The organism is uncultured Dysosmobacter sp., assembly GCF_947631635.1.
Classification (GTDB): Bacteria; Bacillota; Clostridia; order Oscillospirales; family Oscillospiraceae; genus Oscillibacter.
In genome coordinates, this window is the sequence record NZ_CANRMB010000024.1 from 12,379 (window position 1) to 39,097 (window position 26,719).

Genomic DNA, 26,719 nt, shown 5'->3' on the forward strand with positions numbered 1-26,719 from the left:
CCCGGTATAGCGTCCCCGTCAGAGGCCAATGTAACCGCCCAGGCAGTGTGCAGCGAAGCGGAACACACAGGGCTTGTTGCTGAAAGCCTTTCGCTGACGACCCCGGATTTGCGCCCACACCCCCAACTTGCGGCGGCGCAGTTTTAAACTCACACCCGGTCCGGCGCACCCGTCGGCGGCCAATTTAACCACCCAGGTAGTGTGTAGCGAAGCGGAACACACGGGGCTTGTTGCTGAAAGCCTTTCGATGACCGCCCCAAATCTGCGCCCACACCCTCAAATGCGGGCACACGCTCCTACCTTCGTACCCGGTATAGCGCACCTGGTAGAAGATTCCCAAGCTTGGTGGCACATCTAACCACCAACTCCCGTCCGTCCAACTTTACCCCGGAGGGGTAAAGTTGGACACAAAAAGCGTTTTTCTTTTGGACCGTGCACGGCCCGTTTTCTTTGGCGCAACCAAAGAAAATGGGGGGTGCATTCCCGCACGGCAAAGCCGTGCACCCCCCCCGTCTCCGCCCCGTGGGCGGAAAAAATCCCATCTGCCTGGAATACTTTTTTGAAGGAGAACAGAACCTCCCATGCAAGATAAGATCATTGTCAAAGGCGCCCGCGCCAATAATTTGAAGAATATCGACGTCACCATCCCCCGGGACAAGCTGGTGGTGATGACGGGCCTGTCCGGCTCCGGAAAATCCTCCCTGGCCTTCGACACCATATACGCCGAGGGCCAGCGGCGGTATGTGGAGTCCCTGTCCTCCTATGCCCGGATGTTCCTGGGGCAGATGGACAAGCCCGATGTGGACTACATCGAGGGCCTTTCCCCGGCTATCTCCATCGACCAAAAGACCACCAGCAAAAACCCCCGTTCCACCGTGGGCACAGTGACGGAGATCTACGATTATCTCCGCCTGCTGTGGGCCAGGATCGGCACGCCCCACTGTCCCAAGTGCGGCAGGGAGATCCGGCAGCAGACCATCGACCAGATCATTGACCAGGTCATGGCCCTGCCGGAGGGCACCCGCATCCAGGTGATGGCCCCCTTGATCCGGGGCAAAAAGGGCGAGCACGCCAAGGTGTTTGAGGACGCCAAGCGCTCCGGCTATGTCCGGGCCAGGGTGGATGGGAATCTCTACGAGCTGGACGAGGAGATCAAATTAGAGAAGAACAAAAAGCACAATATTGAGATCATCGTGGACCGCCTCATCATCCGTCCGGATATCCAGCAGCGGCTGACGGACTCTGTGGAGACGGCTTCCGGACTCTCCGGCGGGCTTGTGGTGGTGAACCTCCTGCGGGAGGAGCGGGATTTGATGTTCTCACAGAATTACGCCTGTGAGGACTGCGGCATCTCCATCGAGGAGCTGACGCCCCGCATGTTCTCCTTCAACAACCCCTTCGGCGCCTGCCCCACCTGCACGGGCCTTGGCAGCCAGCTGAAGGTGGACCCCGCTCTGGTGGTGGAGGACGTGGAGAAGTCGATCCTGGACGGGGCCATCACCGCCTCCGGATGGGGGAATATCCGCTCCGACGGGATCTCCCGCATGTATTTCGACGCCCTGTCCAAAAAATACCGCTTCTCCCTGTCCACCCCCTGGAAAGAGCTGAGCGGCGAGGTGCGGGATGTCATTTTGTATGGCACCGGAGGCGAAAAGCTGGAACTGCACTACGATCAGCCCCGGGGCAAGGGCGTTTTGTACCAGCCCTTTGAGGGCATCTGCAACAACATCCAGCGCCGTTACATGGAGACCCAGAGCGACAGCGTGAAGCGGGAACTGGAGGAGGTCATGAGCGAGTGCCCCTGTCCCGCCTGCAAGGGGATGCGCCTGAAAAAGGAATCTCTGGCGGTGACGGTGGGGGACATGAATATCCACGACTTCACCCAGATGTCCGTGGTGGACGAGCTGAACTGGGTGGGGACACTGAAGCTGACCCACCAGCAGCACCTGATCGGCGACCGCATCCTAAAAGAGATCAAGTCCCGGCTGGGCTTTCTGCAGTCCGTGGGGCTGGGTTATCTGACCCTGAGCCGCAGCGCCGGGACGCTTTCCGGCGGCGAGAGCCAGCGCATCCGCCTGGCCACCCAGATCGGTTCCTCCCTGATGGGCGTCCTGTATATCCTGGACGAGCCCTCCATCGGCCTGCACCAGCGGGACAATGACAAGCTCCTGGCCACGTTGCAGAACCTGCGGGACATGGGCAACACTCTGCTGGTGGTGGAGCACGACGAGGACACCATGCGGGCCGCCGACTATCTGATCGACATCGGCCCCGGCGCGGGCATCCACGGCGGCCAGGTGGTGGCCGCCGGCACGCCGGCGGAGGTCATGGCAAATCCAGACTCCCTGACAGGCCAGTACCTCTCCGGCAAAAAGAAGATCCCCGTCCCGGCGGAACGCCGCCCCGGCAATGGGAAATTCCTCAAGGTCCTGGGCGCGGCAGAGAACAACCTGCGCCATGTGGACGTGGAGTTCCCCCTGGGGACCTTTACGGTGGTCACCGGCGTCTCCGGCAGCGGCAAGTCCTCTCTGGTGAATGAGATCCTGTTCAAGCGCCTGGGCGCGGACCTGATGCGGATGAAGGTCCATCCCGGCAAGTGCGGCGCCATCGAGGGCATCGGGTATTTGGACAAGGTGGTCAATATCGACCAGAGTCCCATTGGCCGGACGCCCCGATCCAACCCCGCCACCTATACGGGGCTGTTCAACGACATCCGGGACCTGTTCGCCTCCACCCAGGAGGCCAAGAGCCGGGGCTACGGCCCGGGCCGGTTCAGCTTCAACGTCCGGGGAGGCCGCTGTGAGGCCTGCTCCGGCGACGGTGTGCTGAAGATCGAGATGCACTTCCTGCCGGATATCTTTGTCCCCTGCGAGGTCTGCAAGGGCAAGCGGTACAACCGGGAGACCCTGGAAGTCCATTATAAGGGAAAAAACATCGCGGAAGTGCTGGACATGACTGTGGACGAGGGGGTGGAGTTCTTCTCCGCCCTGCCCAAGCTCCGCAACAGGCTCCAGACCCTCCAGGATGTGGGCCTGGGCTATGTGAAGCTGGGCCAGCCGTCCACAGAGCTGTCCGGCGGTGAGGCCCAGCGGGTAAAGCTGGCCACGGAGCTGAGCAAGCAGGCCACCGGCAAGACCATCTATATCCTGGACGAGCCCACCACAGGCCTCCACACCGACGATGTGCGCAAGCTCCTGGAGGTCCTCCAGCGGCTGGTGGACAACGGGAATACGGTGGTGGTCATCGAGCACAACCTGGATGTCATCAAGTGCGCCGATTGGCTGATCGACCTGGGTCCCGAGGGCGGCGACGGCGGCGGCACGGTGGTCGTCACCGGTACGCCGGAGACCGTGGCGGCCTGTCAGGAGAGCTACACCGGACAGTATTTAAAGAAAATGCTGGAGAAGTGAGCGGAGGCGGTATGGAACAGCGGGAAGAAAAGGTGCGCCTCTGGTTCGATATGTGGCTGCGGGGCAGGGACCTGGGGATCAGCCGGATCTTTGCTCCCAATGCCGTCTATGTGGAGAGCTGGGGGCCGAAATATGAGGGCATCGAGAAAATTGCCCACTGGTTTCAGGAGTGGAATACCAGAGGCCGGGTCCTGACCTGGGACATCCGTCAATTCCTCCACGCGGGCGGCCAGACGGTGGTGGAGTGGCATTTCCATGACCGTATGGACAGCGGCCGGGAGGAGTGCTTTGACGGCATGTCCCTGATCCAATGGGACGGGGATGGAAGGATCGCCTCCCTGAGGGAATTCGGATGCAATTGCAGAAATTACGACCCCTATCAAGCCGGACCGTCTCCGCGTTTCCGAGAGGAAGCGGCCCTGTGGTTTTAAGGCAATCCCGCACAAATGCGTCTGCGGCACTTTGCGAAAAATTTTTGCCATCCATGCGTTGCAAAACCTTGAAATACGTCCAGTATTCCTGCGGTTTTGCACCTTTTTCTGGCTGAAATTTTTTACGCAAATTGCTCTTGCCGATTTATGCGGTATCGCCTTAAGAAAATTGCTTAACATGAGAGAAAGTTGAGGATCACCTGTATGTCTGATATCAAAAACGTGGCCATGATCACCGTCTGCGGCCGCCCCAATGTGGGCAAGTCCAGTCTGACCAACGCCCTGGTGGGCGAAAAGGTCGCCATCGTTTCCAACAAGGCCCAGACCACCCGGAACCGGATCTACGGGATCGTGAACCGGGAGGACACCCAGTATATCCTGATGGATACCCCCGGCCTCCACAAGCCCAAGTCCGCCCTGGGGGATTATATGGTGAAGGTCGTCACCTCCAGTCTCAGCGATGTGGACTGCGCCCTGCTGCTGGTGGAGCCCATCGCCCATGTGGGCGGCCCGGAGCAGGCGCTCATCGACCGCATCCGGGAGGAGCACATCCCCGCCATCCTCTGCATCAACAAGATCGACACCGTGGAACCGGCGGAGCTGCTGCCGGTGATCGCGGCCTACAACGAGGCCTGGGACGGCTTTGACGCCATCATCCCCATCTCCGCCCACACCGGCGACGGTTTGGAGGAGCTGATGAAGGAGCTGCGCAAATACGCCGAGGAAGGCCCCCAGCTGTTCCCGGACGGCGAGACCAGCGACCAGCCGGAGCGGCAGGTGGTGGCGGAGCTGCTGCGGGAAAAGCTGCTGCTGTGCCTGGACAAGGAGATCCCCCACGGCACCGCTGTGGAGATCACAAAGTTCTCCGAGCGGGAGTCCGGCGTCGTCGATGTGGACGCCACCATCTACTGTGAAAAGGCCAGCCACAAGGGCATCATCATCGGCAAACAGGGCGCTATGCTGAAAAAAATCAGCTCCCTGGCCCGCCACGACATGGAGAAGTTCATGGGCACCAAAGTGTATCTGGAGACCTGGGTGAAGGTAAAGGAGAACTGGCGGGACAATGTGAATTACGTGCGGAACTTCGGTTATCATGACGACTGATGAAGGGAAAATGAGGGAATAAAAGCGTCTGCAAGCCATTGCCCGGATGCTGAAAGAGGGATTTGGAACTGCGAACGGCACAGATCTCTCTGTCAAAGCCGGAGAGGATGTGGCCGTCTATGAGAGCTTGAGGGTGGAGCAGGAGCGGCACGACTTCTCCGACCAGGAGATGGAGACGATTTTTGAGGAGATCCTCAGCGGCTCCATCTGAATCCGAAATATATTTGAAAGTGGGGGCGGATCATGAGGGACCCGGAAAAGACCGTCGGCGGGATGGCCGACAAGGCAAAAACGGCATATATCAGCTATTTGGACGAGGACGGTTTTCCCACCGCCCGGGCCATGCTGCGGCCACGGGAGCGGGAGGGCATTCGGACCTTCTGGTTCAGCACCAACACCTCCTCCCGCAAGGTGCAGGCCTTTCGGAAAAATCCCAAGGCCAGTGTGTATTTTGTGGACAGCCGCTTCTTCCGGGGAGCCAGTCTGTCCGGCACTGTGGAGGTGCTGGAGACAGCGGCGGCCAGAGAGCGGATCTGGCGGGTAGGAGATACGATGTACTATCCCAAAGGTGTCACGGACCCGGATTACTGTGTGCTGAAATTCACTGCTCAAAAGGGCCGGTATTACAGCAATTTCAAATCTGAGGATTTTGAGATCCCGGATTGACGGATCTTTCCATCTATAAATTTCGACAGTTTCCGCAGACTATTCCCAAAAGGAGGTCTGCCGTATGGAAGCGGAACCGTTTTGGGAACTGTTTTGTATGACCGGAGAGCCGATGGCCTATATGCTCTACCGGTCTATCGAGGGGGACCGGGAGCTGCCGCCTCTGCTGTGACCCATGGGGCGGGGCGTCTCCCCGCCGCCATACATCTTTTGCTGGAAGGGGGGACCGGGGTGCCGGCACCGCTGTACACCGTCACCCGCGGCATCGTCCTGCGGGAGACCGAGACCAAGGAGAGCGACAAGATTCTGACGCTCCTGACCCAGGACCGGGGGAAGGTCGCCGTCATCGCCCGGGGAGCGAGGCGGAAGGGCTGCAAATTTGCCGCCTGCGCCCAGTCCCTGGCCTATTCCGAGTGGACGCTCTATCAAAAGGGCGACTGGTACTATGCCAACGAGGGTTCCACGATTGAGCTGTTCGACGGCCTGCGGAACGACCTGGAGGCCATGGCGCTGGGGTTCTACTTCGCGGAGCTGACGGAGAGCGTCACCACGGAGGGCACGCCGGCAGAGGAGCTGCTGCGCCATTTGCTGAACGGGCTGTATGCGGTCTCCGCTTTACATAAGCCCCCCGCGCTGGTGAAGGCGGCCTTTGAATTGAAGCTCCTGTGCCTGACCGGCTATGAGCCGCTGGCGGACGGCTGCGCGTACTGCGGCTGTCCGGAGCCGGAGCAGCCCCTGCTGGATGTGGTCCAGGGGGTGGTGCGGTGCCGGACCTGCGGCGTAAAGGAGAGCGCCCTGTCCATGCCCCTGTGCCAGGACTCCCTGGCGGCCCTGCGGCACATCATTTACGGCGATCCGAAACGGCTGTATGCCTTCAAGCTGGGACAGGATGCCCTGGGGCGGCTGTCCGGCGCGGCGGAGGCGTTCGCGGCCGCCCAGTTGGAGCGGGGCTTTCGGACGCTGGACTTTTACAAGAGCTTGCAGCCGGTGGAGATGCCGCCGAAATGAGATACATTTTGTATAATTTACAAGAATTTATACAATAGGGAGCGAACTGTGACAGGATTTACCTTTGGACCTTACCGCCTGCTGGTGGACGCGGAGACCAACCGGGCCTATCCGCTGCCATGGATCGCCGGCGGATGTTCCGCAGCCCTGGCTGCTGAACGAGGAAGATCCCCGTTGAAGAAGCTGCCTGCCCCCAAATGCGGCGGGACCGGATCTCATCCGCACTTGCTTTCATGAAACACTGCTCCGATGGGAGGATATACCATGAGCGAATTATTTGACAAATCTATCCGCACCCTGGAACTGCCCAGAGTGCTGCAGATGCTGTCCGACCAGGCGGTCTGCGCAGAGGCCAAGGAGCGGGCCCTCCGGCTCCGTCCGGAGACGGAGCCGGAGGAGGTCCTGCGCCTGCTGGACCAGACCGACGCGGCCCGGAGCATGATCGGCCTCCATGGAAGTCCCTCCTTCTCCGGCGTGAAGCCGGTGGCGGAGGCCCTGGACCGGGCGGACCGGGGAGGCAGTCTGAACACCCGGGAGCTGCTGACCATCGCCGGCCTCCTCACCGCCGCCCGCCGGGCCAAGGAGTATTTCAATGATGAGGCGGCAGAGAAGACTACCATTGACCACCTGTTCCTCTCCCTCCACGGCAACCGCTTTCTGGAGGAGAAGATCAAGCGGTGCATCACGGACGAGGACACCATCGCCGACGCCGCCAGCACCGAGCTGGCGGACATCCGCCGCCATATGCGGGCGGCCCAGGCCAAGAGCCGGCAGATTTTGCAGAGGATCATCTCCTCGCCCAGCTACGGCAAGATTTTGCAGGAGACCATCATCACCCAGCGGGACGGCCGCTTCGTGGTGCCCGTCAAGGCAGAGCACAGAGGCGATCTGCCGGGACTGGTCCACGATATCTCCTCCTCAGGCGCCACGCTGTTCGTGGAACCCATGGGCGTCGTCCAGGCCAACAACGAGTTGATCGAGCTGGAGGCCAAGGAGCAGAAGGAGATCGAGCGCATCCTGGCGGAGCTGTCCGCGGAGGCGGCGGCCCACCGGGAGAATATCCAGTGGGATTACGATACCCTGGTGCATCTGGACCTGATCTTCGCCCGGGGACAGCTCAGCTACAAAATGGACGGCGTGCGGCCGGAGGTCCGGCGGGACGGCGCCATCCATCTGCGGCGGGCCCGCCACCCCCTGCTGGACCCGAAGAAGGCGGTGCCCATCGATATCCAGCTGGGGGAGACCTTTGATACCCTGGTCATCACCGGCCCCAATACCGGCGGCAAGACCGTCAGCCTGAAGACCCTGGGCCTGCTGACGCTGATGACCCAGTGCGGCCTCCACATCCCCGTGGCGGACCGGAGCGTCATCTCCGTCTATGAGCGGGTGCTGGCGGATATCGGTGATGAGCAGAGCATTGAACAGAGCTTGTCCACTTTTTCGGCACATATGGTCAATATTGTGTCCATTATTGCCGAGGCGGACCGCCATAGCCTGATCCTATTCGACGAGCTGGGGGCCGGCACGGACCCGGTGGAGGGCGCGGCCCTGGCCGTCGCCATCATCCAGCGCGTGCGGCAGGTGGGGGCGCGGGTGGCCGCCACCACCCACTACGCGGAGCTGAAGACCTTTGCCATGACCACGGCGGGGGTGGAGAACGCCTCCTGCGAATTTGACGTGGAGACCCTCAGCCCCACCTACCGCCTGCTGATCGGCATCCCCGGCAAGTCCAATGCCTTTGCCATCTCCAAGCGGCTGGGCCTGCCGGACGAGGTGATCGAGAGCGCGAAGGTGCAGATGAGCGGGGAGAGCGTCCGCTTTGAGGATATCCTCACCCAGTTGGAGGCCAAGCGCCAGGCCCTGGAAAAGCGGGAGCAGGAGGCCGACCGCCTGTACCGCCAGCGGGAGGAGGACGCCCGCAAGGCCCGGGAGTTCCGGGAGCAGATGGAGCGGGCCAAGGAAAACGCCCGCGGCCGGGGCGAGGCGGAGGCCAAGCGCATCCTGCGGGACGCCCGGTCCGCTGCCGACGCGGTGTTTGCGGAGCTGGCGGAGATGCGGAAGCAGCAGGCCAAGGCGGAGCGCACGGAGAATTACAACGAGGCCCGGGCGGAGCTGCGGCGGAAGCTGAACGAGGCGGAGGACGCAGTGGCGAAGCGGGACCAGCGGCAGGAGCCCATCCCCAAGCCCAGCCGCCCCATCCGGGAGGGGGACCTGGTGGAGATCCCCGGCGTCCGCACCCCGGCGGAGGTGGTTTCCGTCTCCAAGGACGGCATCCTGCAATTGAAGTCCGGCATTTTGAAGATGAAGGCCAAAGCCGACGAGGTGCGGCTCATTGAGGACGACGAGCGGGCGGCGAAAAAGAAGAACCCCGCCGTCACCATCCGGCAGAACGCGGACCGGGTCCTGCGGACCTCCGCCGCACGGGATCTGGATATCCGGGGCCTGGAGACCCTGGAGGCTGAAGGCGTGGTGGAGAACTTCATCTCCGCCGCCGTCATGGGGCACCTGGACACTGTGACCATCATCCACGGCAAGGGCACCGGCGCCCTGCGGAAAGCGGTCCACGACATCCTCCGGCGAAACCGGGCTGTGAAGGCATTTCGCCTGGGCATCTACGGCGAGGGCGAGAGCGGCGTCACTGTGGTGACGCTGAAGTAAGACTGGCGAAACTGACACTTTTTCAAAATCTAAAAAAGCCGTATCAAAAATTGGAATTGGCAGGCATGGCGGCCATACTGCTGGCCGCGGTCATTTTCCGGAGAATAGGAGGACAAAGACGGCTCTGGTTTCCTCTTATCTTAACTGCCTGATACGATCCTGCTGGGGATCGCCTCGTATTCTCATTGGAAACTGCCCAAAAGTCAAAGAGAGCCGGTTAAGGTGTCTTTTTGGACGGGAATTTCCCATGTTTATTTTTCATTTATCGCGGCGGAGCTGATGAATGCAATCGCTTTTCTCGGAGCGCTTCGGGGCTGGAACGGCACAGTGGATGCAATTTCGACCGTGATCGTTTTTTTGTTTGCGCTTGCAATCATTGGATCGCGCTTTTATGGCCGCTGGTATTACTGGACAGACCGGGACAAAAAACGCAAACGGCGGGCATATTATCGCAGGCGCCACGAAAAAAAGTAGGAGAACATATATGGACTTGACTTTTCGATTCGCGGTGGAATCCGACACGCCGCTGATCCTGCAGTTCATCCGGGAGCTGGCGGATTACGAACACATGCTGGACCAGGTGGTGGCGGACGAGGCCACCCTGGCGGACCAGCTGTTCCAAAGGAAAAACGCCGAGGTGCTCTTCGCCCTGGAGGAGGGGAAAGAGGTGGGCTTTGCCCTGTTCTTCCACAACTTCTCCACCTTCCTGGGCCGGGCGGGGCTGTACTTAGAGGATTTGTATGTCCGCCCGGAGTGCCGGGGCAGAGGCTATGGCAAGGCCATTCTGCAAAAGCTGGCCGCCATCGCCGTGGAGCGGGGCTGCGGCCGGTTGGAGTGGTGGTGCCTGGACTGGAACAGGCCCAGCATCGACTTCTACCGGTCCCTGGGCGCGGAGCCCATGGGCGACTGGACGGTATACCGCCTGGCGGGGGACACCCTGCGGGAGCTGGCGGAAAGCTGAATATGGATTGCAACCAGAGGAAAATTCTGCTATACTGATAAAAAATCAACAATGAGGTGAATGCTATGCAAAAGCTTGAAAAGCAGTTCCATATCCATTGTACCCCCGACGATGTGGGCCGGTACTGCATCATGCCCGGCGATCCGGGCCGGGTGCCCGCCATCGCCGCACTGTTTGACGACGCGAAGCAGGTGGCCTGCAACCGGGAATACAACGTCTGGACCGGCACGCTGCTGGGGGAAAAGGTGACTGCCTGCTCCACCGGCATCGGCGGCCCCTCCGCCTCCATCGCCATGGAGGAGCTGCACAAGTGCGGCGCGGACACCTTCATCCGCACCGGCACCTGCGGCGGCATTGATGTGAACGTCCAGTCCGGCGATATCGTGGTGGCCACCGGCGCCATCCGGTTTGAACACACCAGCCTGGAATACGCGCCCATCGAGTTTCCCGCTGTGGCGGACTTTGAGATCGTGGACTGCCTGGCCCGGGCCACCAAGGCCATGGGAAAACCCCTGCACACCGGTATTGTCCAGTGCAAGGACAGCTTTTACGGCCAGCACAGCCCCGACGCCTCTCCCGTATACTACGAGCTGAAGCAGAAGTGGGAGTCCTGGAAACGGCTGGGGGCCAAGGCCAGCGAGATGGAGTCCGCGGCGCTGTTCGTGGTGGCGGCGGCGCTGGGCTGCCGCTGCGGTTCCTGCTTCCATGTGGTCTGGAACCAGGAGCGGGAGGCCGCCGGCCTGGACCAGAAGATGAGCGAGGACACCTCCGCCGCCGTGCGGGTGGCAGTGGAGGGTCTGAAGCTGCTGATCGAAGAGGACCGGAAGAACGGCAGGTAACATGCGAAAAAATTCAGAGGGCACTGCCCTCTGAATTTTTTTGCTCCGGCAGAAGTCTTTTCAGGATGAAAAGACTTCCTCTTCCGTGCGGTACTGTCCGGCAATCATGAGGACACCGCTTCCACAGGGACCGGGATATGCCCGGCTGCCGCAGCTGAAATGCTGATATTTGTATGAAGAGCACTTGCTCTGAAAAAATATAAGCTGCCCTATTGACAAGTATACTTGGTATATGCTATCCTCTATCTGCAAAGTTAACTTGGTAAAATAAAAAGAAAACTGGGCAAGGAGGAGCCGGTATGGATAAAGAGGAGATTTTGAAACGCAGCCGTGCGGAGAAGGAGGACGAGGGGGAGACCTATGCCGCGGACAAGGGCCGGAGGGCTGGTGTCATGGCGTTTTGCCTGGTGTTTATCGCCATCGTTGTGTTCAATTTGATAACAGGGCAGAACAGCTACGCGCCCTTTGCCATGTTTTGGGCGTATATCGCGGCGGAAGGATGGGGAAAGTACCGGGTCTCCGGGGCAAAGGCCCACCTGTGGACGGTGATTTTCGGCGGCGTCGGCGCCGTGTGCTGGCTGGGGTGCCACATTCTGACCGTTATCCGGGCTGGCATTGGCATGTAAAGGAGAGACTGTGATGAACAAAGAGGAAATCTTGGAAAAGAGCAGGCGGGAAAACAAGAACCGGGACGAGATGGAGCGGACGGTGTATCTCGAGGGGGAGTCCTTCAGTTTGATGTTCGTCTTTCTGCTGGGCCTGGTCCTGATCCATTGGAAGCGGCGCCATGGAATGCCGGCTGCGGACGTGTTCTCCATGATCTGGATGTCCTGCGCGGCCAACCGGCTGTACCGCCTGACGAAGCGGCGGAGCGTTTCGGATATCATCACCCTGCTGATATCCCTTGCATTTCTGGGCTGGAATCTGGTACAATTCTTTACACAGGGATGATGCCATGGAGAGACGAAGCCTGACGTGTTTTCTGATCTTCACCGTTCCGGTGGCGCTGGTCCGTCTTGGGATCGGCTGCATGAGCGTTGCCCGGCTTTGGAGGTGTGTGGAATGGACGACCAGCTGGTTCTGAAAAACCGTGTCAAGGTGGCCAGGGCGGAGAAGAATCTCTCCCAGACCCAGTTGGCGGAGCTGGTGGGTGTCTCCCGAAATACCATCAGCTCCATTGAGACGGGGCAGTTCAGCCCCACCGCCAAGCTGGCGCTGGTGCTGTGCATCGCGCTGGACAAGAAGTTTGAAGAGCTGTTCTATTTTGAATGAACAAGGCCCGCCGCTTCCGATAGAAGCGACGGGCCCTGTTTCCCTGATTCGCGCGAGGGGCGCCGCGGATATCCGTTGGCAAACCCTTATTGCAGCGCTGGACCGGGCGGTCAGTTTTTGTTCTCCACAATATGCACATTCAGATGGCTGTACGTCATCTCCACACCGTACGCCTCAAAGGCGGACCGCAGGTGTTCGCCCAGGGCGAAGTAGACATTCCAGTAGTCGTTGACGGCGGCCCAGCAGTACACCGTGTACTCGATGGCGCTCTCGCCGTAGTTGGTGAGATAGACCGCTGGGGCGGGTTCCTCCAGCACGCCGTCTGTCATGGCGAGGGCCTTGCGGCAGGCCTCCTTCACCGTCTCCGTGGGGGCGTCGTAGGAGGCGGTGACCTTCTGGACCACCCGGCGGCTGCCCCGGACCGTGTAGTTGGTCATCCTGGCGCTGGCAAGCTCTTTGTTGGGCATCATCACCAGCAGGCCGTCCGGCGTCACCAGCTTGGTGTGGTTTAGGCTGATCTCCTCCACCGTGCCGGAGACGCCGTTGGCCTCCACGAAATCCCCGATGGAAAAAGGGTGGGAGGAGAGGATGACCAGGCCGCCCGCCACATTGCCCAGAATGTCCTCCGCCGCCAGGGTGATGCCCAGGGAGCCGACGGACAGCAGCGCCACCAGGGAGGTGGTGTTGATGTTCAGGCTCTCGGCCACGATGACGACCGTGATAACATACAGCACCAGCCGGATGCCGGTGAGCAGGTATTTCTGGATGCGGGCGTCCAGCTTGGAGGCGGACAGCAGCTTCCGCGCCACCTTTGTCAGCAGGCGGACGGCCAGCAGGCAGACCAGCAGTGTCGCGGCGGCGGAGAGGATCTTGGACAGCGTCAGGCCGCCCACGGCGATATTCATGAAGTCGGAAATACTTGTTTGAGGCATAGGACATGGCTCCTTTTGCAATAGATGGGAATGTAACAAACAATACCCGAAAACGCAAAAAAAGTCAATGCTGGGAGGGAAAACTACAGAAAGGAGCAATGCAGAATATGATTATCCGGTATCGAAAAAAGTAATAACTGATTCCTGAAACTGGATATTAACAGATTTGGTTGGGAGATGATATAATTTTACACAGAGAAGAGAGGAACGACCCCAAGAAAACTATGCAATAAGACGAAAGAAGGCACGTATTGGCGGAAGAGAAAGAGGAGGAAAATTTATGGATCATCGTTTGGATAAAAAAGGCAGCGGCTTCGCACTGGTCCCATTCTTGATTTTCGTTATCATCTACTTAGGCGCTGGCCTGATCCTGCAGGCGCAGGGCGTGGAAATGGCTTTCTACCAGTTCCCCTCCGTGGCTGCGATGTTCATCGCGGTGCTGGTCGCCTTTGCCATGACCAAGGGCACCATCAATGAGCGCTTTGCCATCTTCGCAAAGGGCGCGGCCAATATCGACGTGCTGACCATGCTGATAATTTATCTGCTGGCAGGCGCGTTCTCCGGCGTGGCCGCCGCCATGGGCGGACGGGACGCCACCGTCAACCTGGGCCTGTCCCTGATCCCGGTCCAGTTCCTGGCCGCCGGCGTGTTCATCATCTCCGCATTCATGGGCACTGCCACCGGCACCTCCATGGGCACCATCGGCGCCATCGTCCCCATCGCCGTCGGCTGTGCCGACAAGGGCGGCATCAGCGTTCCCCTGATGGTGGGCGCCTGCGTGGGCGGCGCCATGTTCGGTGACAACCTGTCCATGATCTCCGACACCACCATCGCCGCCACCCGTTCCCAGGGCTGCGAGATGCGGGATAAGTTCCGCGTCAACCTGCTGATCGCCCTGCCCGCCGCCATCATCACCATCATCGTGCTGCTGATCGTCGGCCGTCCGGATGTGATGCCCGAGATCGGCGCGCTGGAGTACAGCATCGTCAAGGTTCTCCCCTATCTGCTGGTCCTGGTCCTGGCGCTGGTGGGCATGAATGTGTTCCTGGTGCTGACCATCGGTATCTTCGTCGCCGGCATTGTCGGCATGGCTACCGGCTCTCTGGATATCTTCGGCTTTGCGCAGAACATCTGGAGCGGCTTCACCGGCATGAACGAGGTGTTCTTCCTGACCCTGTTCTGCGGCGGTATGTCTGAAATGGTCACCCACAACGGCGGCATCACCTGGCTGATCCAGAAGCTGCGGAGCATCATGAAGGGCAATAAGTCCGCCCAGGTGGGCATTGCCGCCCTGGTCTCCCTGGCTGACTGCGCCACCGCCAACAACACTGTGGCCATCGTCCTCAGCGGCAGCATGGCGAAGGACATCAGCCATGAGTACAAGGTGGATCCCCGGCGCACCGCCTCCCTGCTGGATGTGTTCTCCTGCGTGTTCCAGGGCATCATCCCCTACGGCGCGCAGATCCTGACCGCCGCATCCCTGACCACCGCCTATGGCATTGCCATGAACCCCACGGATATCATCCCCAACCTGTGGTACTGCTGGGTCCTGGCGATCGTCGGTATCCTGTCCATCTTCATCCCCTTTGCGGATGGCACTTGCCGCAAGGATCCCTGGAACTGGGAATATGATGTGGCGGAGTCCGGCGTAGCGGCTAAGAAGGCCATGCTGGAAATGGAGAAAGAGGAAGTCTGAATCCAGAAATAAGAACGGCGCCGGAATTCCGGCGCCGCTCTTTTATGCCTTTTTTATGCGGGGCTGTGGCCCAGGGACTGGTGGAGCCGCTCCGTGAAGCGGATGGAGTCCGCCACGGACTGCTCCAGCAGGTCAATGAACTGTTCTGTTTGGGCGGACAGTTTGCTGTTCCTGGGTATGATCCAGCCGATGCGGATGCAGGCCTTGTTGGCCAGCGGGATAGTGACGACGGCCTGACTGTTGATGCCCTCCACCAGCAGGCCGCTTCCGGTGGTAAAGGCATTGGTGCGGGCTAAAATATTTATCATGGTGGTCCGGTTGTTGGCGCGGATGCATTTCGCGGGCTTTTTCAGGGATACGATCTGATATTCCTCAGAGAAATCCGTGGCAACGCCCTGCTCATGTTCAAAGGAGACATAGGGATAGCCGGCCAGGTCCGATTCATTCACCGCGTCCAGATCCGTCAGCGGATGGCCGTTGCGTACGTAGACGCAGGGGGCGACAGCGGCGATCTCGTGAAAGTCCAGCCTGCGGGAATCCAGCAGGCGGAGAATGATCTTTTCCGTCAGCTCCGACAGAAAAATGACGCCGATATCCGCCCGGTGGTCGTAGACATCGTCAATGACCGCGTCCATGCCGGTCTCCTTGATGGAGAAGAGGAAGCGGTTGTCCTCCGTTGTTTGCAGCATCCGAAGAAAGGCATCCTCTGTGAAGGGATACCGCTGGGTGGAGACGGAGAAGCGGACAGGGGCGGCGGTGTTTCTGGCCTCGCCGTAAATACTTTCGATCCGCTGCTTCTGTTCCAGAAGAGAGGCGGCGTAGCTGAGGAACTCCTTGCCCTCCGGCGTAAAGTCCACGCCCCGGTTGCTGCGGACGAAGAACTGGATGCCAAGCTCCTCCTCCAGCTCCCGCACGGCGGTGGAAATGCCGGATTGGGACAGGAACAGCTTTTGGGCCGCCTTGTTGATGGAGCCGCATTTGGAAATCTCCACCACGTAGGTCAACTGTTGAAAAGTCATAATGACGCCTCCAAAATCGCAATAGGACCAACCGCCTTTATTATAGGAGCCGTCTCACAGGATGTCAACACTCATGAAATCTGTTATTCAAATTACCGATAACAAATTCAAGGAAACCAATGTTAACACATCTGGAAAAAGTGTGATACTATATAGTCAGAAGTTGACAAAATGGCAAAACTACATATGCGTGTTTGTAGTCAACATCAACACAAAAGCCGCCGAATATTTGTGCTTTTTAACTCTCTTCTCTCTTTGTACCAAGAAAAAAATCAATAATTTGTTAGCGAAAAATAGAATGTCCGGATAAACGTCCGCCATATAAGGACGAAATGCCGGACCCAGTAAGAAAGGAGCAGCATTATGGATCAGAAGAAGAATTTTGGGTTTGCCACCCGCCAGATTCACGTTGGAAAGGTGAAAAACGCCGCGGGTTCCCTGTGCGACCCCATCTATCAGACCTCCACCTTTGAGTTTGAGACCGTGGAGCAGGGCGGCGCCCGCTTCGCCGGTCAGGAGGGCGGCTACATCTACTCCCGTCTGGGCAACCCCACCGTTGCCACTGTGGAGGCCAAGATGGCCTCTCTGGAGGGCGGCGAGGCCGCGCTGTGCACCGCTTCCGGTATGGGCGCCATCTCCTCCGCGCTGTGGAGCGCCGTTGTGGGCGGCGATGAGATCGTGGCGGACGAGACGCTGTACGGCTGCACCTATGCCCTGCTGAACCACGGCATGAGCAAGTTCGGCGTCAAGGTCACTCTGACGGACCTCAGCGACATTGAGAACCTGAGAAAGGCGCTGACCGACAAGACCAAGGTGGTCTATTTCGAGACCCCCTGCAACCCCACCCTGAAGCTGCTGGATATCGAGCTGATCGCCAAGACCGCCCATGCGTTCAATCCCGCCATCCGCGTCATCGTGGACAACACCTTCTGCACCCCCTATCTGCAGCGGCCCCTGAGCCTGGGCGCCAACGTGGTGGTCCACAGCGCCACCAAGTACCTCAACGGCCACGGCGATGTGATCGCGGGCGTTATCGTGGGCGACGAGGAGTTCATCGGCCAGTGCCGCATGTTCGGCCTGAAGGATATGACCGGCGCGGTCATGAGCCCCTTCAACGCCTTCCTGATGGCCCGCGGCATGAAGACGCTGGACATCCGCATGGAGCGCCACTGCGCCAACGCCAAGAAGGTGGCGGAGTTCTTCGCAAATCATCCCGCCGTGGATAAGGTCTATTATCCCGGGCTGGAGAGCTTCAAGGGCCATGAGATCGCCGCCAAGCAGATGAAACTGCCCGGCGCCATGATCTCCATTGAGCTGAAGGCTGACAAGGCCGCCACTGCCGCCGCGCTGAACAAGCTGGAGCTAGGCACCATCGCCGTCTCCCTGGGCGACGCCGAGACTCTGGTGGAGCATCCCGCCACCATGACCCACTCCACCTATACGGCGGAGGAGCTGAAGGCCGCCGGCATCTCTGAGGGCCTGGTGCGCATCAGCGTGGGCCTGGAGGATCCTGAGGACATCATCGCCGACTTCAAGGCGGTCCTGGATACCCTGATCTGATTGCAAAAATACTCCTATCTCTCCCAAAACGCCGGACCGGCCTGCATTTGCAGGCCGGTCCGGCGTTTTATGGAAAGGGCAAACAGCCTCGTTATCCTGCTGGGGCTGACTTCGAAAGAGACAGCTTCCCCTTCGACGTATGCCCGGCGCACAGCGGCGGTCCATGGCCTGGGCGGTGAACAACCGCAGGTTCACCAGCAATGTGCTTCTGGACAGGGGCAGAGCCTCCCGGGCCAGTGCATCCATCTGTTGAAATTTTTGAACATGGTCACCCATTGTCTTCACGACTCTTCCAAGGCGGCAGACCGCCGCCAATTTGAACGCTTTATTTTATCACGGGAGCCTCCCGGGTGTAAGGAAGCTCCCCAAAAGATGGGACGAGCCGGAAAAAAACGGCGGAAAGGAAAAAAATGGACTTGACAAATCCCGATTTGTCCGGTATTTTATATCCCAACAGCAAATAGGATACATACGCTGACAGGGAAAAAGTCCTTTCACAGACGCTTCAGAGAGTTGCCGGACGCTGCGAGGCAATGCAGAGTGGGGGGATGTCACTGGCCCTCGAGTATTTTCGCTGAGACCGGACGGTTTAGGTGAAAACGGGTCTCCTCACCGTTATCAGAGAGGCGGGGTTCGCACAGCTGTGCCGATCCCGGGAGCGGGCATCTTGATGCCAATGAGAGTGGTACCGCGGAAGTTCAGGCTTTCGTCTCTTTTTCAGGAGACGGAGGCCTTTTTAGTTTGCCTCCGGGGCGGCTCCCGAGGCAGAAAGAACACAATTGTTTCAGAATAAGGAGAGTATCAGCATGGGAATGACAATGACACAGAAGATCCTGGCACAGCACGCGGGATTGGAGAGCGTCCGGGCCGGACAGCTCATCCAGGCAAAGCTGGACCTGGTGCTGGGCAACGACATCACCACCCCGGTGGCCATCAACGAATTCGAGGCGGCGGGCTTTGACAAGGTGTTTGACAAGAGCCGCATCGCCATGGTGATGGATCACTTCGCGCCCAACAAGGACATCAAGTCCGCCACCCAGTGCAAGCAGTGCCGCACCTTTGCCCGGAAGTTCGGCATCGACCACTATTACGATGTGGGCGCCATGGGCATCGAGCACGCGCTCCTGCCGGAAAAGGGCCTGGTGGCTCCCGGTGAGACCGTTATCGGTGCCGACTCCCACACCTGCACCTACGGCGCGCTGGGCGCCTTCTCCACCGGCGTGGGCTCCACCGACCTGGGCGCGGCCATGGCCGCGGGCCAGACCTGGTTCAAGGTGCCCTCCGCCATCCGCGTGAATCTGACCGGAAAGCTGGGACCCTATGTCTCCGGCAAGGATGTGATCCTGACCCTCATCGGCATGATCGGCGTGGACGGCGCCCGGTACCAGTCCCTGGAATTCACAGGCCCCGGCGTCAAGGAACTGACCATCTATGACCGCCTGACCATCTCCAACATGGCCATCGAGGCCGGCGGCAAGAACGGCATCTTCCCGGTGGACGACGTGACCCGGGCCTATGTGGAGGGCCGGGTGGACCGCCCCTGGACCGCCTTTGAGGCGGACCCCGACGCGGAGTACGAGCGCACCGTGGAGATCGACCTCTCCAAAGTGGAGTGCACCGTGGCCTGGCCCCACCTGCCGGAGAACGCCCACAGCGCCCGGGAGGGGAAGGACATCGCCATCGACCAGATCGTCATCGGCTCCTGCACCAACGGACAGCTGCCGGATATCGCCGCCGCTGCCGCCATCCTGAAAGGCAGGCACCTGGCCCCCGGCGTCCGGGGCATCGTCATCCCCGCCACCCAGTCGGTCTACAAGGAGAGCATCCGCCTGGGCTACATCGATATTTTCGTAGACGCGGGCTGCATCGTCTCCACCCCCACCTGCGGGCCCTGCCTGGGCGGCTACATGGGGATCCTGGCCGCCGGGGAGCGCTGTGTCTCCACCACCAACCGCAACTTCGTGGGCCGCATGGGCCACGTGGACAGCGAGGTCTACCTCGCCTCTCCCGCCGTCGCCGCCGCCTCCGGCGTGGCCGGCCATATCTGCCATCCTGATGAGCTTTGATCGTTGAAAAGCTCCGCTTTTCCAGAATCCGCATCAGGCAGATTCCACACCCCCGCACACAGGCCGAGAGAGATTTTTCATCCCGTGCAGCGGGGGAACCGCCGCAGTGCGGATCGCCCCAGCGCGCCGCGGTGAAAACTGACTGCAATACCCGCCGTTTATCCGGCAGAATGGAGATTACTATGAACGCACATGGATTTGTACACAAATACGGCGATCACGTGGATACCGACGTGATCATCCCCGCCCGCTATTTGGCCACTCAGGACCCCAGGGAGCTGGCCGCCCACTGCATGGAGGACATCGACAAGGAGTTCCCCGCCAAGGTGAAGGACGGCGACATCATGGTGGCCGGCGTCAACTTCGGCTGCGGCTCCTCCCGGGAGCACGCCCCCATCGCCATCAAGGCCAGCGGCATCTCCTGCGTCATCGCCAAGAACTTTGCCCGCATCTTTTACCGCAATTCCATCAACATCGGCCTTGCCATCCTGGAGTGCCCCGCCGCCAGCGAGGGCATCGATGCGGGCGACGAGGTAGCGGTGGATTTTGACACCGGCGTCATTACCAACGTCACAAAGAACGAGACCTACCAGGCCGAGCCCTTCCCGCCCTTCATCAAGGACATGATCGCCAAGGGCGGACTGATGGCCTCTCTGAAGGCCAAGGAGGCGTAATATGAACAAGACGATCGCTGTCATCAAGGGCGACGGCATCGGCCCGGAGATCGTGAACGAGGCCATGGGCGTGCTGGACGCCGTGGCCGCCAAGTTCGGACACACCTTCACCTACAAAGACGCCCCGATGGGCGGAAATGCCATCGATGCCTTCGGCGTGCCCCTGCCGGAGGCCAGCTTGGAGACCTGCCTGACCTCAGACAGCGTGCTGCTGGGCGCCGTGGGCGGTCCCAAGTGGGACGCCCAGCCCTCCGCCAACCGGCCGGAGCGGGGCCTTTTGAAGCTGCGGGCCGCCATGGGCCTGTACACCAACGTCCGGCCCGCCCGGATGTTCTCCGACCTCTCCGCCGCCTGCCCCCTGCGGGCGGACATCGCCGCCCGGGGCATCGACTTCGTGGTGGTGCGGGAGCTGATCGGCGGCGTGTACTTCGGTGAGCACTCCACCGCCCAGGTGGACGGCGAGCAGAAGGCCACGGACATCATGGCTTACACGGAGCATGAGATTCGCCGGGTGGCCCACGTGGCCTTCCAGATGGCCCGGAAGCGGCGGAAGCGGGTGACCTCCATCGACAAGGCCAACGTGCTGGATACCTCCCGCCTGTGGCGCAGGACCGTGACGGAGGTGGCAAAGGAGTATCCCGACGTGGAACTGCTGCACATGTATGTGGACAACGCCGCCATGCAGATCGTCCGGGACCCCAGCCAGTTCGACGTCATCGTGACGGAGAACCTGTTCGGCGACATCCTCTCCGACGAGGCCAGCCAGATCACCGGCTCCATCGGCATGATCCCCTCCTCCAGCATGGGGAAGGGCACCCGGGGACTGTACGAGCCCATCCACGGCTCCGCCCCCGACATCGCGGGCCAGAACAAGGCCAACCCCATCGGCACCATCCTGGCCGCTGCCATGATGCTGCGGTACAGCTTTGACATGGCGGCGGAGGCCGACGCCATCGAGGCTGCCGTGGACGCCGCCCTGAAGGCGGGATACCGCTGCGGCGATATCCTGCAAAGCGGCGGCACCCTGGTGGGCTGCCGGGAGATGGGCGAACAGATCAGAAACCGCATCTGAAAACAGCAGAGACACGCCGGCAGGATGTTCCTGCCGGCGTGTTTTTTGCGGGCTGCTGGGAAAGAGACGGAGCGTTTTCAGGAGATGGCTGTCGGGCAGCAGAGATCAAGAGTCATCTCGCTTGCTTTTCCCCATGGGCGTGGTTGCAGGCGGCTCGGCATGGTGGTAGAATAAAATCAATCGGGATCAGATATGAGGAGGATTTTCCAATGAGCATGGACCTGAATTTTTGGAGATATAAAGCGGACGCTGACCATGACAATGAAGCGGTGTATCAAACAGCCTGCTGTGACGGCGAGCAGATGGAGGTGCTGGAATCCCTTCCCATCAGCGAGATCATGGAGAAAGTTGCCGCTGTCTTTTCAGATTGGACCATTCAGGATGATGGAAAAGATTTTGAAAAAAGAGGACATGGGGCGTTTCAGATCTTCACAACCCCGCAGATCGTAAGGTTCGATTGCTATCATATGCAGGAGGCTGATATGAATGCCCTGATGGACATTTTATTCGAGTACGGCTGTCCTTTATATGACCCGCAGATCTCGACAAGATTTGATGCATGGACGGAGAGATGAAAATTCCGCTTGATCGGAGGGTTGGACAGAGCGGTGAATCGGAAATTGAAGTGAAGATTATCAGTGGATGATAAAAATTTTCAACAAAGGAGCAGCCGACATGAACATCCTGGAACAGTGCCGGATCTGGCACGAGAACGACGAATACCAGAGGATCATCGACGCGCTGGAGGCCATTCCCGCCGCAGAGCGCACCCCGGAAGAGGACAGCGAACTGGCCCGGGCCTACAACAACCAGGCGGAGCCGGAGGACAGGGAGATGTTCCGCAGGGCCCTCGCCCTGCTGAAGCCCCATGAGGCATATTTCCAGGGCGACCACTGCTGGAATTTCCGCATGGGGTATGCCTATTACTTCCTGGACCAGGAGGGCCCGGCCCTGCGCTATTTTGAGAAGGCGCTGGAGGCCCGCCCCGGTGACGAGGACACGCAGCAGCTCATCGACGACTGCCGCCGGCGCCTGTCCCTGCCCCGGTTTGAGAAGAACTTCCGGGAGCGTGTGCAGGCGGCTTGGACGGCCTTTGCCGGAATGGAGGCGGAACTGCGCCGCATCATGGACGAGGACAAAAACCGTGAGCGGGTCGATGAAGTGATTGCGAAATGCGGCGAGGCGCTGGAGCTTGCGCTGAACAGCCCCTCCTTTGAGCTGGGCTTCAACGGAGAAAAATATGAGCTGACCCTTACCCCGGAGGGGGATCGGGCCAAGCTGTTTCCGCTGGTCTACTTCCAGCGCCGCGCCCCGGCCGCCGTCCTGGAGCATTGGAACATCTGGGTGGGCCGCCAGCCCATGAAGAGCGTGGGCCTGCGGTCCGGCGGCTGGGACGTCTCCAGCGATGATGTGCAGGTCTGGGTGGAAAAGCTGAATGAAAACAGCGTTGGCCTGACCCTGTACTGCGAGAAGCTGCGCCCCCTGCTTCGGGAGGAGAAGAACCGGGTGTGGTGGCTGCTCTCCACCCTCACCGACCAGGTTTTGGGCGAGGTGGCGTCCATTGCCCTGATCCGTGGGTTCGACGTGGTGGACACGCCCAAGGAGGGAACCCCCATCCCCCTGCCCGCGCTGCCGGAGGCGGTGGAGGGGATGGGACTGTCTGTCAGCAATGACGCGGAGGCCTATCTGGAAAACAGCTACCTGGTCTATCAGCTGGAGCCGGTGGAGGACCCGGATGCCGACTGGCGGCTGGACGTATACGCCGGTTCCACCCGCCTGCCCGCCCTCATCAATGAGTATCTGGAAGCGCAGAGCGGGACGATAGACGATTACCATGCGGACGGCGCTGCGGCGGGCTTCCTCTGCTATCCCCTGGACGGCTTCACCGGAGAGGGACGGGGCAAGGCGGTGCTGGATTTCCGGGACAGTCTGGAAGCGGATATTTTGCAGAACGCCGGAGCGGACGCGGTGACGTTCCTGGGCGGCGCCTCTGGGATCTGCTGCGGCTATCTGGACTTCATCGCCTGGGACCTGCCCGCCGTCCTGCATGCGGCCGGAGACTTCTTTGCGGACAGCGGCCTGTCCTGGGCCAACTTCCACGTGTTCCGCCGGGATGCGGCCACGGTGCGGCTGCTGAACCGGGAGGAACAGCGGCAGTAATGGGGATTGATGGAGAAAAACGGATCATTTCTGATACGGAAATGCCGGTTGCGGTTTATCGGGCCGCCTGACTGACCGGGAGCCGCCAAGATGCTCCTTTTCTGTAAAAACAATCTGAGCGCCGCCTTCCCACAGCCGGGAAGGCGGCGCTCAGGTCTTTATAATCAAATAACTTGAAAAGTGGTAAAACCACTTTTCAAGTGCCACAGCACGTAAGCGCTGTGGCAGGCCGCGGTCCGCGGCCATCATTTGGATTTCATAGTCAATAACTGCGTGTTTCACACGCGGGCGGGCGTAGCCCGCTTGAAAAATAGCTTTGCTATTTTTCAAGTTATTTGACTATACGGAGGAAAAGGAACCGCATGAGGTGGACGCGGTTTGGCTATACAGTGCCGGTTTATGATGTGGAGCGGACAATCTGTGAATTGCTTCGCAGACGGAGCAATTCCGGGTGTTTCAGAATGCCATAAAGCGATACGCCCGGAGAAAGACCAAGGATCCGCGAATGCGGATGCAGTCCATGTTCCATGCAGAAAAAATGCTTCGGCAGTATTGGGCGGCACTTCTTTAATGATAACAACTGCAGGACAGTGAAAGAATTTGATCCGCGATCTTTCCAGAAAGAAATTCGCCGGCGGCAGATCTTGATGCGGAATTGTGTGAGAAAGCTTTGCTTTATTCAACACAAAAAAATGGAAAAAACTGGCGGATAGGCAGACGATGCCGTGGATTGCCCGAAATGGGAGCAATGATGGGACAGCGGTTACTGGGGTTTCCTGGAAATAAAAAATGAACTGTGGGAAGAGACAATAGAGAGATCAGAACCAATAAAAGCTGGTGTCAATCATGATTCGTGAGCGATATTTTATTGATATTTATCTGCTTTTCAGGACATTTTTCAGTGTTTCATACAGCAATGCAACATCTAACGGTTTGGCAATGTGGGCATTCATGCCATGGGCCAGGGCTTCCTTTTTATCTTCGTCGAAAGCGTTTGCAGTCAGCGCAATGATCGGAATTTCAGCCAGATCTTTGTTTTCAAGGCTTCGAATTTCCTGGGAAGCCTGATATCCGTTCATTACGGGCATCTGGATGTCCATCAGGATTGCGTCATAGTATCCTGCCACAGAATTCCGGACCATTTCCACGGCAATCTGCCCGTTTGAGGCTGTCTCTACCAGAAAACCTGCCTCGCAGAGAAGCTCCTGGGCGATTTCCATATTCAGCTCATTGTCGTCGACCAGAAGAAGCCGTCTTCCGGAAAAATCGCTTGTGCAGACAGCTTCCGTGGAAGACGGCTGTTCCGGCTGCTGCGTCTCCTGTAATTTAAACGTGAAATGCAGGACAAATTCAGTCCCCTTACCGGGTTCACTGGTTACCTGGATCGTACCTCCCATCAGATCGACAAGATTTTTCGTGATGGACATGCCGAGACCGGTGCCCTGTGTCTGACTTATGGTGGAGGTGTGTTCCCGCTCGAACGGTTCGAAAATGTGCGACAAAAACTCCGGGGACATTCCGATGCCGTTGTCTTTCACACGTATTTCATATGCGGCATATTCCTGCATGGCGCATGGCTCCTGATGGAGGGTGACCCCAATATTGCCGCCTGACTTGCTGAACTTTACGGCGTTGCTTAGGAGATTAAATAAAATTTGATTAAAACGAAGAACGTCGCAGTAAACCAATTCGTTTTTTACGGTTGACATATCGGTTTGGACCGTCAGATGTTTCTGGTCGATCTCTGCCTGTAAAATATCCCGGACCTTTTCAATGCATTCTTGAAGATCACAGCAATCCTCTGTCAGCGTGACCTTTCCGTTTTCGATTTTTGTCATATCCAGGACATTATTGATCAGCTGCAGCAGATGTTTGCCGGAAGCCTGTATTTTTTCCAGACAGTCTGTCAGTTTTGCAGTGTCGTTTATGTTGCGCCCGGCGATCTCTGTAAAGCCTAAAATCGCATGCATCGGAGTGCGGATATCATGGGACATGTTGAACAGGAAGGAGGTCTTTGCGCGGTTTCCCTCCTCCGCGCGTTTCAGCGCATCCATGAGAAGAAGCTGCTGCTCCTGCATTTGTGCGTTGATCGCCGCCAGCTCTTTTGCGCGCTGCTGGGTTGCGATCTGCTCCGCGCGTTTCAGGTGCAGAATACGATTTTTGCGCAGAAGGACAAGGATCAGCAGCAGGCTGATAAACAGGCCGAACATTGCAAAACGATAGTGGTACATCGTATCCCATATGGTAAACTGGTAGGCGTTTTCGGCCGTCTCTTTGATAATGCAAAAGGAAACCTGACTCTGATCGAGACTGCCGATGCCTTTATTTAAGATGGACAGGAGAAGCGCCGTATCATCGGATATGAGATTCTGCCCGTCTCCGCTGATCGGTACAAGACACGCGAGACATTGACTGTCGCCGATGGATGCCGTAGCTACGATTTGCAGGTCGTCGTAGATGGGCTTGCGCAGGATACGTTCAATTGTGTACTGATTTTGCAAAACGGCGTCCGCTTTCCCGGAGAGCAGCGCCGATAATGCATCCTCCGTGGAGTCATAAAACAATATCTGGAACAGGGGATACTGCTGTTGGATCATTTTTTCCAGCGTCTGTGAGCCGGAGTGGACGGCAATGGTCATCGCGCTGTCGGGATGGAATTCCGTTCCCCTTTTGCACACAAATACTTTTGCGGCATGTAAATAGGCATCTGTCAGGGCAATGCCGCGGGAATGCTCGTTGAATTCATTGCATTCCACGCCTGCCAGCATATCCACCTGAAGCTGCTGCAGATCTTCATATGTAATACTGCCGGAGGGCAGTGCCTGATAGCGGAAGGTAAGGCCGGTCATTTCCGATATCATGTCCAGAATATCGATGGCAATGCCTTCAAGCTGTCCCGTTTTTTCATCCTGAAAGAGCATGGGACAGTTGTTGACTGGACAGCCTATGATAATTTCACCGGCCCGGTCACGATAGGCCAGCTCCTCCGCCGAGAGGCTGATGGATACATGTTCCGGATCTGCCGGCGCAGCGGATACATCCGCCGGTAAAACCAGGATACTGCATAGGAATAGAAGAAAAGGGGGCAGGATGGATTTTAAAAACATATGTTTATTCATAATATATCCCCCTTTGGCAACAGGATCGGCCTACCATTACTATATATGAAAACGGGGAATACTGCAAGCTCA

Annotated in this window: 24 protein-coding genes, 1 pseudogene and 1 other annotated feature; of the genes and pseudogenes, 22 read left to right on the forward strand and 3 right to left on the reverse strand. The window is 58.9% G+C overall.

The genetic code is table 11. The features are described from left to right. Positions 1-581: 581 nt before the first annotated feature. The 14 genes from uvrA to Q0Z71_RS12025 all read left to right on the forward strand — a co-directional run bounded on the left by uvrA (position 582) and on the right by Q0Z71_RS12025 (position 12,349). Complete coding sequence (gene uvrA, locus Q0Z71_RS11960; protein WP_298022875.1) at positions 582-3,410, forward strand: excinuclease ABC subunit UvrA; 2,829 nt, start codon at positions 582-584, stop codon at positions 3,408-3,410. 11 nt (positions 3,411-3,421) lie between these two features. Continuing rightward, entirely contained in the window at positions 3,422-3,841 is a 420-nt protein-coding gene (locus tag Q0Z71_RS11965) for a nuclear transport factor 2 family protein (RefSeq protein WP_298022879.1), read from the forward strand. Between the two features lie 204 nt (positions 3,842-4,045). Further along, on the forward strand, positions 4,046-4,945 hold the full coding sequence (gene era, locus Q0Z71_RS11970; RefSeq protein WP_298022882.1) for a GTPase Era: 900 nt from the start codon (positions 4,046-4,048) through the stop codon (positions 4,943-4,945). Positions 4,946-4,991: 46 nt separating this feature from the next. Next, complete coding sequence (locus Q0Z71_RS11975; RefSeq protein WP_298022884.1) at positions 4,992-5,156, forward strand: hypothetical protein; 165 nt, start codon at positions 4,992-4,994, stop codon at positions 5,154-5,156. Positions 5,157-5,188: 32 nt separating this feature from the next. Continuing rightward, on the forward strand, positions 5,189-5,611 hold the full coding sequence (locus tag Q0Z71_RS11980) for a pyridoxamine 5'-phosphate oxidase family protein (RefSeq protein WP_298022887.1): 423 nt from the start codon (positions 5,189-5,191) through the stop codon (positions 5,609-5,611). A 231-nt stretch (positions 5,612-5,842) separates the two neighbouring features. Continuing rightward, positions 5,843-6,619: a DNA repair protein RecO gene (gene recO, locus Q0Z71_RS11985; protein WP_298022889.1), complete on the forward strand. Its 777-nt coding sequence runs from the start codon at positions 5,843-5,845 to the stop codon at positions 6,617-6,619. Positions 6,620-6,883: 264 nt separating this feature from the next. Then, entirely contained in the window at positions 6,884-9,277 is a 2,394-nt protein-coding gene (locus tag Q0Z71_RS11990; protein ID WP_298022893.1) for an endonuclease MutS2, read from the forward strand. Positions 9,278-9,499: 222 nt separating this feature from the next. Next, entirely contained in the window at positions 9,500-9,751 is a 252-nt protein-coding gene (locus Q0Z71_RS11995) for a hypothetical protein (RefSeq protein ID WP_298022896.1), read from the forward strand. A 10-nt stretch (positions 9,752-9,761) separates the two neighbouring features. Beyond that, positions 9,762-10,238 (forward strand): GNAT family N-acetyltransferase, encoded by a 477-nt coding sequence (locus Q0Z71_RS12000; protein ID WP_298022899.1) that lies wholly within the window; start codon positions 9,762-9,764, stop codon positions 10,236-10,238. A 65-nt stretch (positions 10,239-10,303) separates the two neighbouring features. Further along, a complete protein-coding gene (udp, locus tag Q0Z71_RS12005; RefSeq protein WP_298022902.1) occupies positions 10,304-11,077 on the forward strand; it encodes a uridine phosphorylase in 774 nt (257 codons plus the stop codon). Between the two features lie 299 nt (positions 11,078-11,376). Next, complete coding sequence (locus Q0Z71_RS12010; RefSeq protein ID WP_298022905.1) at positions 11,377-11,703, forward strand: DUF6442 family protein; 327 nt, start codon at positions 11,377-11,379, stop codon at positions 11,701-11,703. Between the two features lie 13 nt (positions 11,704-11,716). After that, a complete protein-coding gene (locus tag Q0Z71_RS12015; RefSeq protein WP_298022908.1) occupies positions 11,717-12,028 on the forward strand; it encodes a DUF6442 family protein in 312 nt (103 codons plus the stop codon). A gap of 4 nt (positions 12,029-12,032) precedes the next feature. Then, entirely contained in the window at positions 12,033-12,161 is a 129-nt protein-coding gene (locus Q0Z71_RS12020; protein WP_298022911.1) for a hypothetical protein, read from the forward strand. Then, positions 12,140-12,349: a helix-turn-helix transcriptional regulator gene (locus Q0Z71_RS12025; RefSeq protein WP_298022914.1), complete on the forward strand. Its 210-nt coding sequence runs from the start codon at positions 12,140-12,142 to the stop codon at positions 12,347-12,349. Before Q0Z71_RS12020 ends, Q0Z71_RS12025 begins: the two co-directional genes overlap by 22 nt. A gap of 110 nt (positions 12,350-12,459) precedes the next feature. Here the strand turns inward: Q0Z71_RS12025 and Q0Z71_RS12030 are convergent, their stop codons facing one another. Further along, positions 12,460-13,281 carry a mechanosensitive ion channel family protein gene (locus tag Q0Z71_RS12030; RefSeq protein ID WP_298022917.1) on the reverse strand — a complete coding sequence of 274 codons (822 nt, stop codon included), beginning with the start codon at positions 13,279-13,281 and terminating at the stop codon, positions 12,460-12,462. Positions 13,282-13,561: 280 nt separating this feature from the next. Here Q0Z71_RS12030 and Q0Z71_RS12035 point away from each other — a divergent pair, with 280 nt between their 5' ends. Continuing rightward, complete coding sequence (locus tag Q0Z71_RS12035) at positions 13,562-14,977, forward strand: Na+/H+ antiporter NhaC family protein (RefSeq protein ID WP_298022920.1); 1,416 nt, start codon at positions 13,562-13,564, stop codon at positions 14,975-14,977. 53 nt (positions 14,978-15,030) lie between these two features. Here the strand turns inward: Q0Z71_RS12035 and Q0Z71_RS12040 are convergent, their stop codons facing one another. After that, positions 15,031-15,996 (reverse strand): LysR family transcriptional regulator, encoded by a 966-nt coding sequence (locus Q0Z71_RS12040; protein WP_298022923.1) that lies wholly within the window; start codon positions 15,994-15,996, stop codon positions 15,031-15,033. Positions 15,997-16,359: 363 nt separating this feature from the next. On the opposite strand from Q0Z71_RS12040, the gene megL reads away from it, so the two are divergent. The 7 genes and pseudogenes from megL to Q0Z71_RS12075 form a co-directional block, all read left to right on the forward strand. Further along, the gene (gene megL / locus Q0Z71_RS12045; protein ID WP_298022926.1) at positions 16,360-17,556 is read left to right on the forward strand and encodes a methionine gamma-lyase; all 1,197 of its coding nucleotides are present in this window, start codon (positions 16,360-16,362) and stop codon (positions 17,554-17,556) included. A gap of 465 nt (positions 17,557-18,021) precedes the next feature. Further along, positions 18,022-18,273: a binding site (T-box leader), on the forward strand. An 89-nt stretch (positions 18,274-18,362) separates the two neighbouring features. After that, complete coding sequence (gene leuC, locus Q0Z71_RS12050) at positions 18,363-19,622, forward strand: 3-isopropylmalate dehydratase large subunit (RefSeq protein WP_298022928.1); 1,260 nt, start codon at positions 18,363-18,365, stop codon at positions 19,620-19,622. A 182-nt stretch (positions 19,623-19,804) separates the two neighbouring features. Continuing rightward, positions 19,805-20,296 (forward strand): 3-isopropylmalate dehydratase small subunit, encoded by a 492-nt coding sequence (gene leuD / locus Q0Z71_RS12055; protein ID WP_298022931.1) that lies wholly within the window; start codon positions 19,805-19,807, stop codon positions 20,294-20,296. A 1-nt stretch (position 20,297) separates the two neighbouring features. Then, entirely contained in the window at positions 20,298-21,368 is a 1,071-nt protein-coding gene (gene leuB, locus Q0Z71_RS12060; RefSeq protein WP_298022934.1) for a 3-isopropylmalate dehydrogenase, read from the forward strand. 209 nt (positions 21,369-21,577) lie between these two features. Then, positions 21,578-21,943, forward strand: coding sequence for a hypothetical protein (locus Q0Z71_RS12065; RefSeq protein WP_298022937.1), 366 nt, complete (start codon positions 21,578-21,580; stop codon positions 21,941-21,943). 100 nt (positions 21,944-22,043) lie between these two features. Beyond that, entirely contained in the window at positions 22,044-23,528 is a 1,485-nt protein-coding gene (locus Q0Z71_RS12070) for a hypothetical protein (RefSeq protein ID WP_298022939.1), read from the forward strand. A 377-nt stretch (positions 23,529-23,905) separates the two neighbouring features. Further along, positions 23,906-24,099: pseudogene (locus Q0Z71_RS12075) on the forward strand (abortive phage infection protein); the annotation flags it as partial. A gap of 304 nt (positions 24,100-24,403) precedes the next feature. Here Q0Z71_RS12075 and Q0Z71_RS12080 read toward each other — a convergent pair. Continuing rightward, positions 24,404-26,647: an ATP-binding protein gene (locus Q0Z71_RS12080; RefSeq protein WP_298022942.1), complete on the reverse strand. Its 2,244-nt coding sequence runs from the start codon at positions 26,645-26,647 to the stop codon at positions 24,404-24,406. Positions 26,648-26,719: the final 72 nt, after the last annotated feature.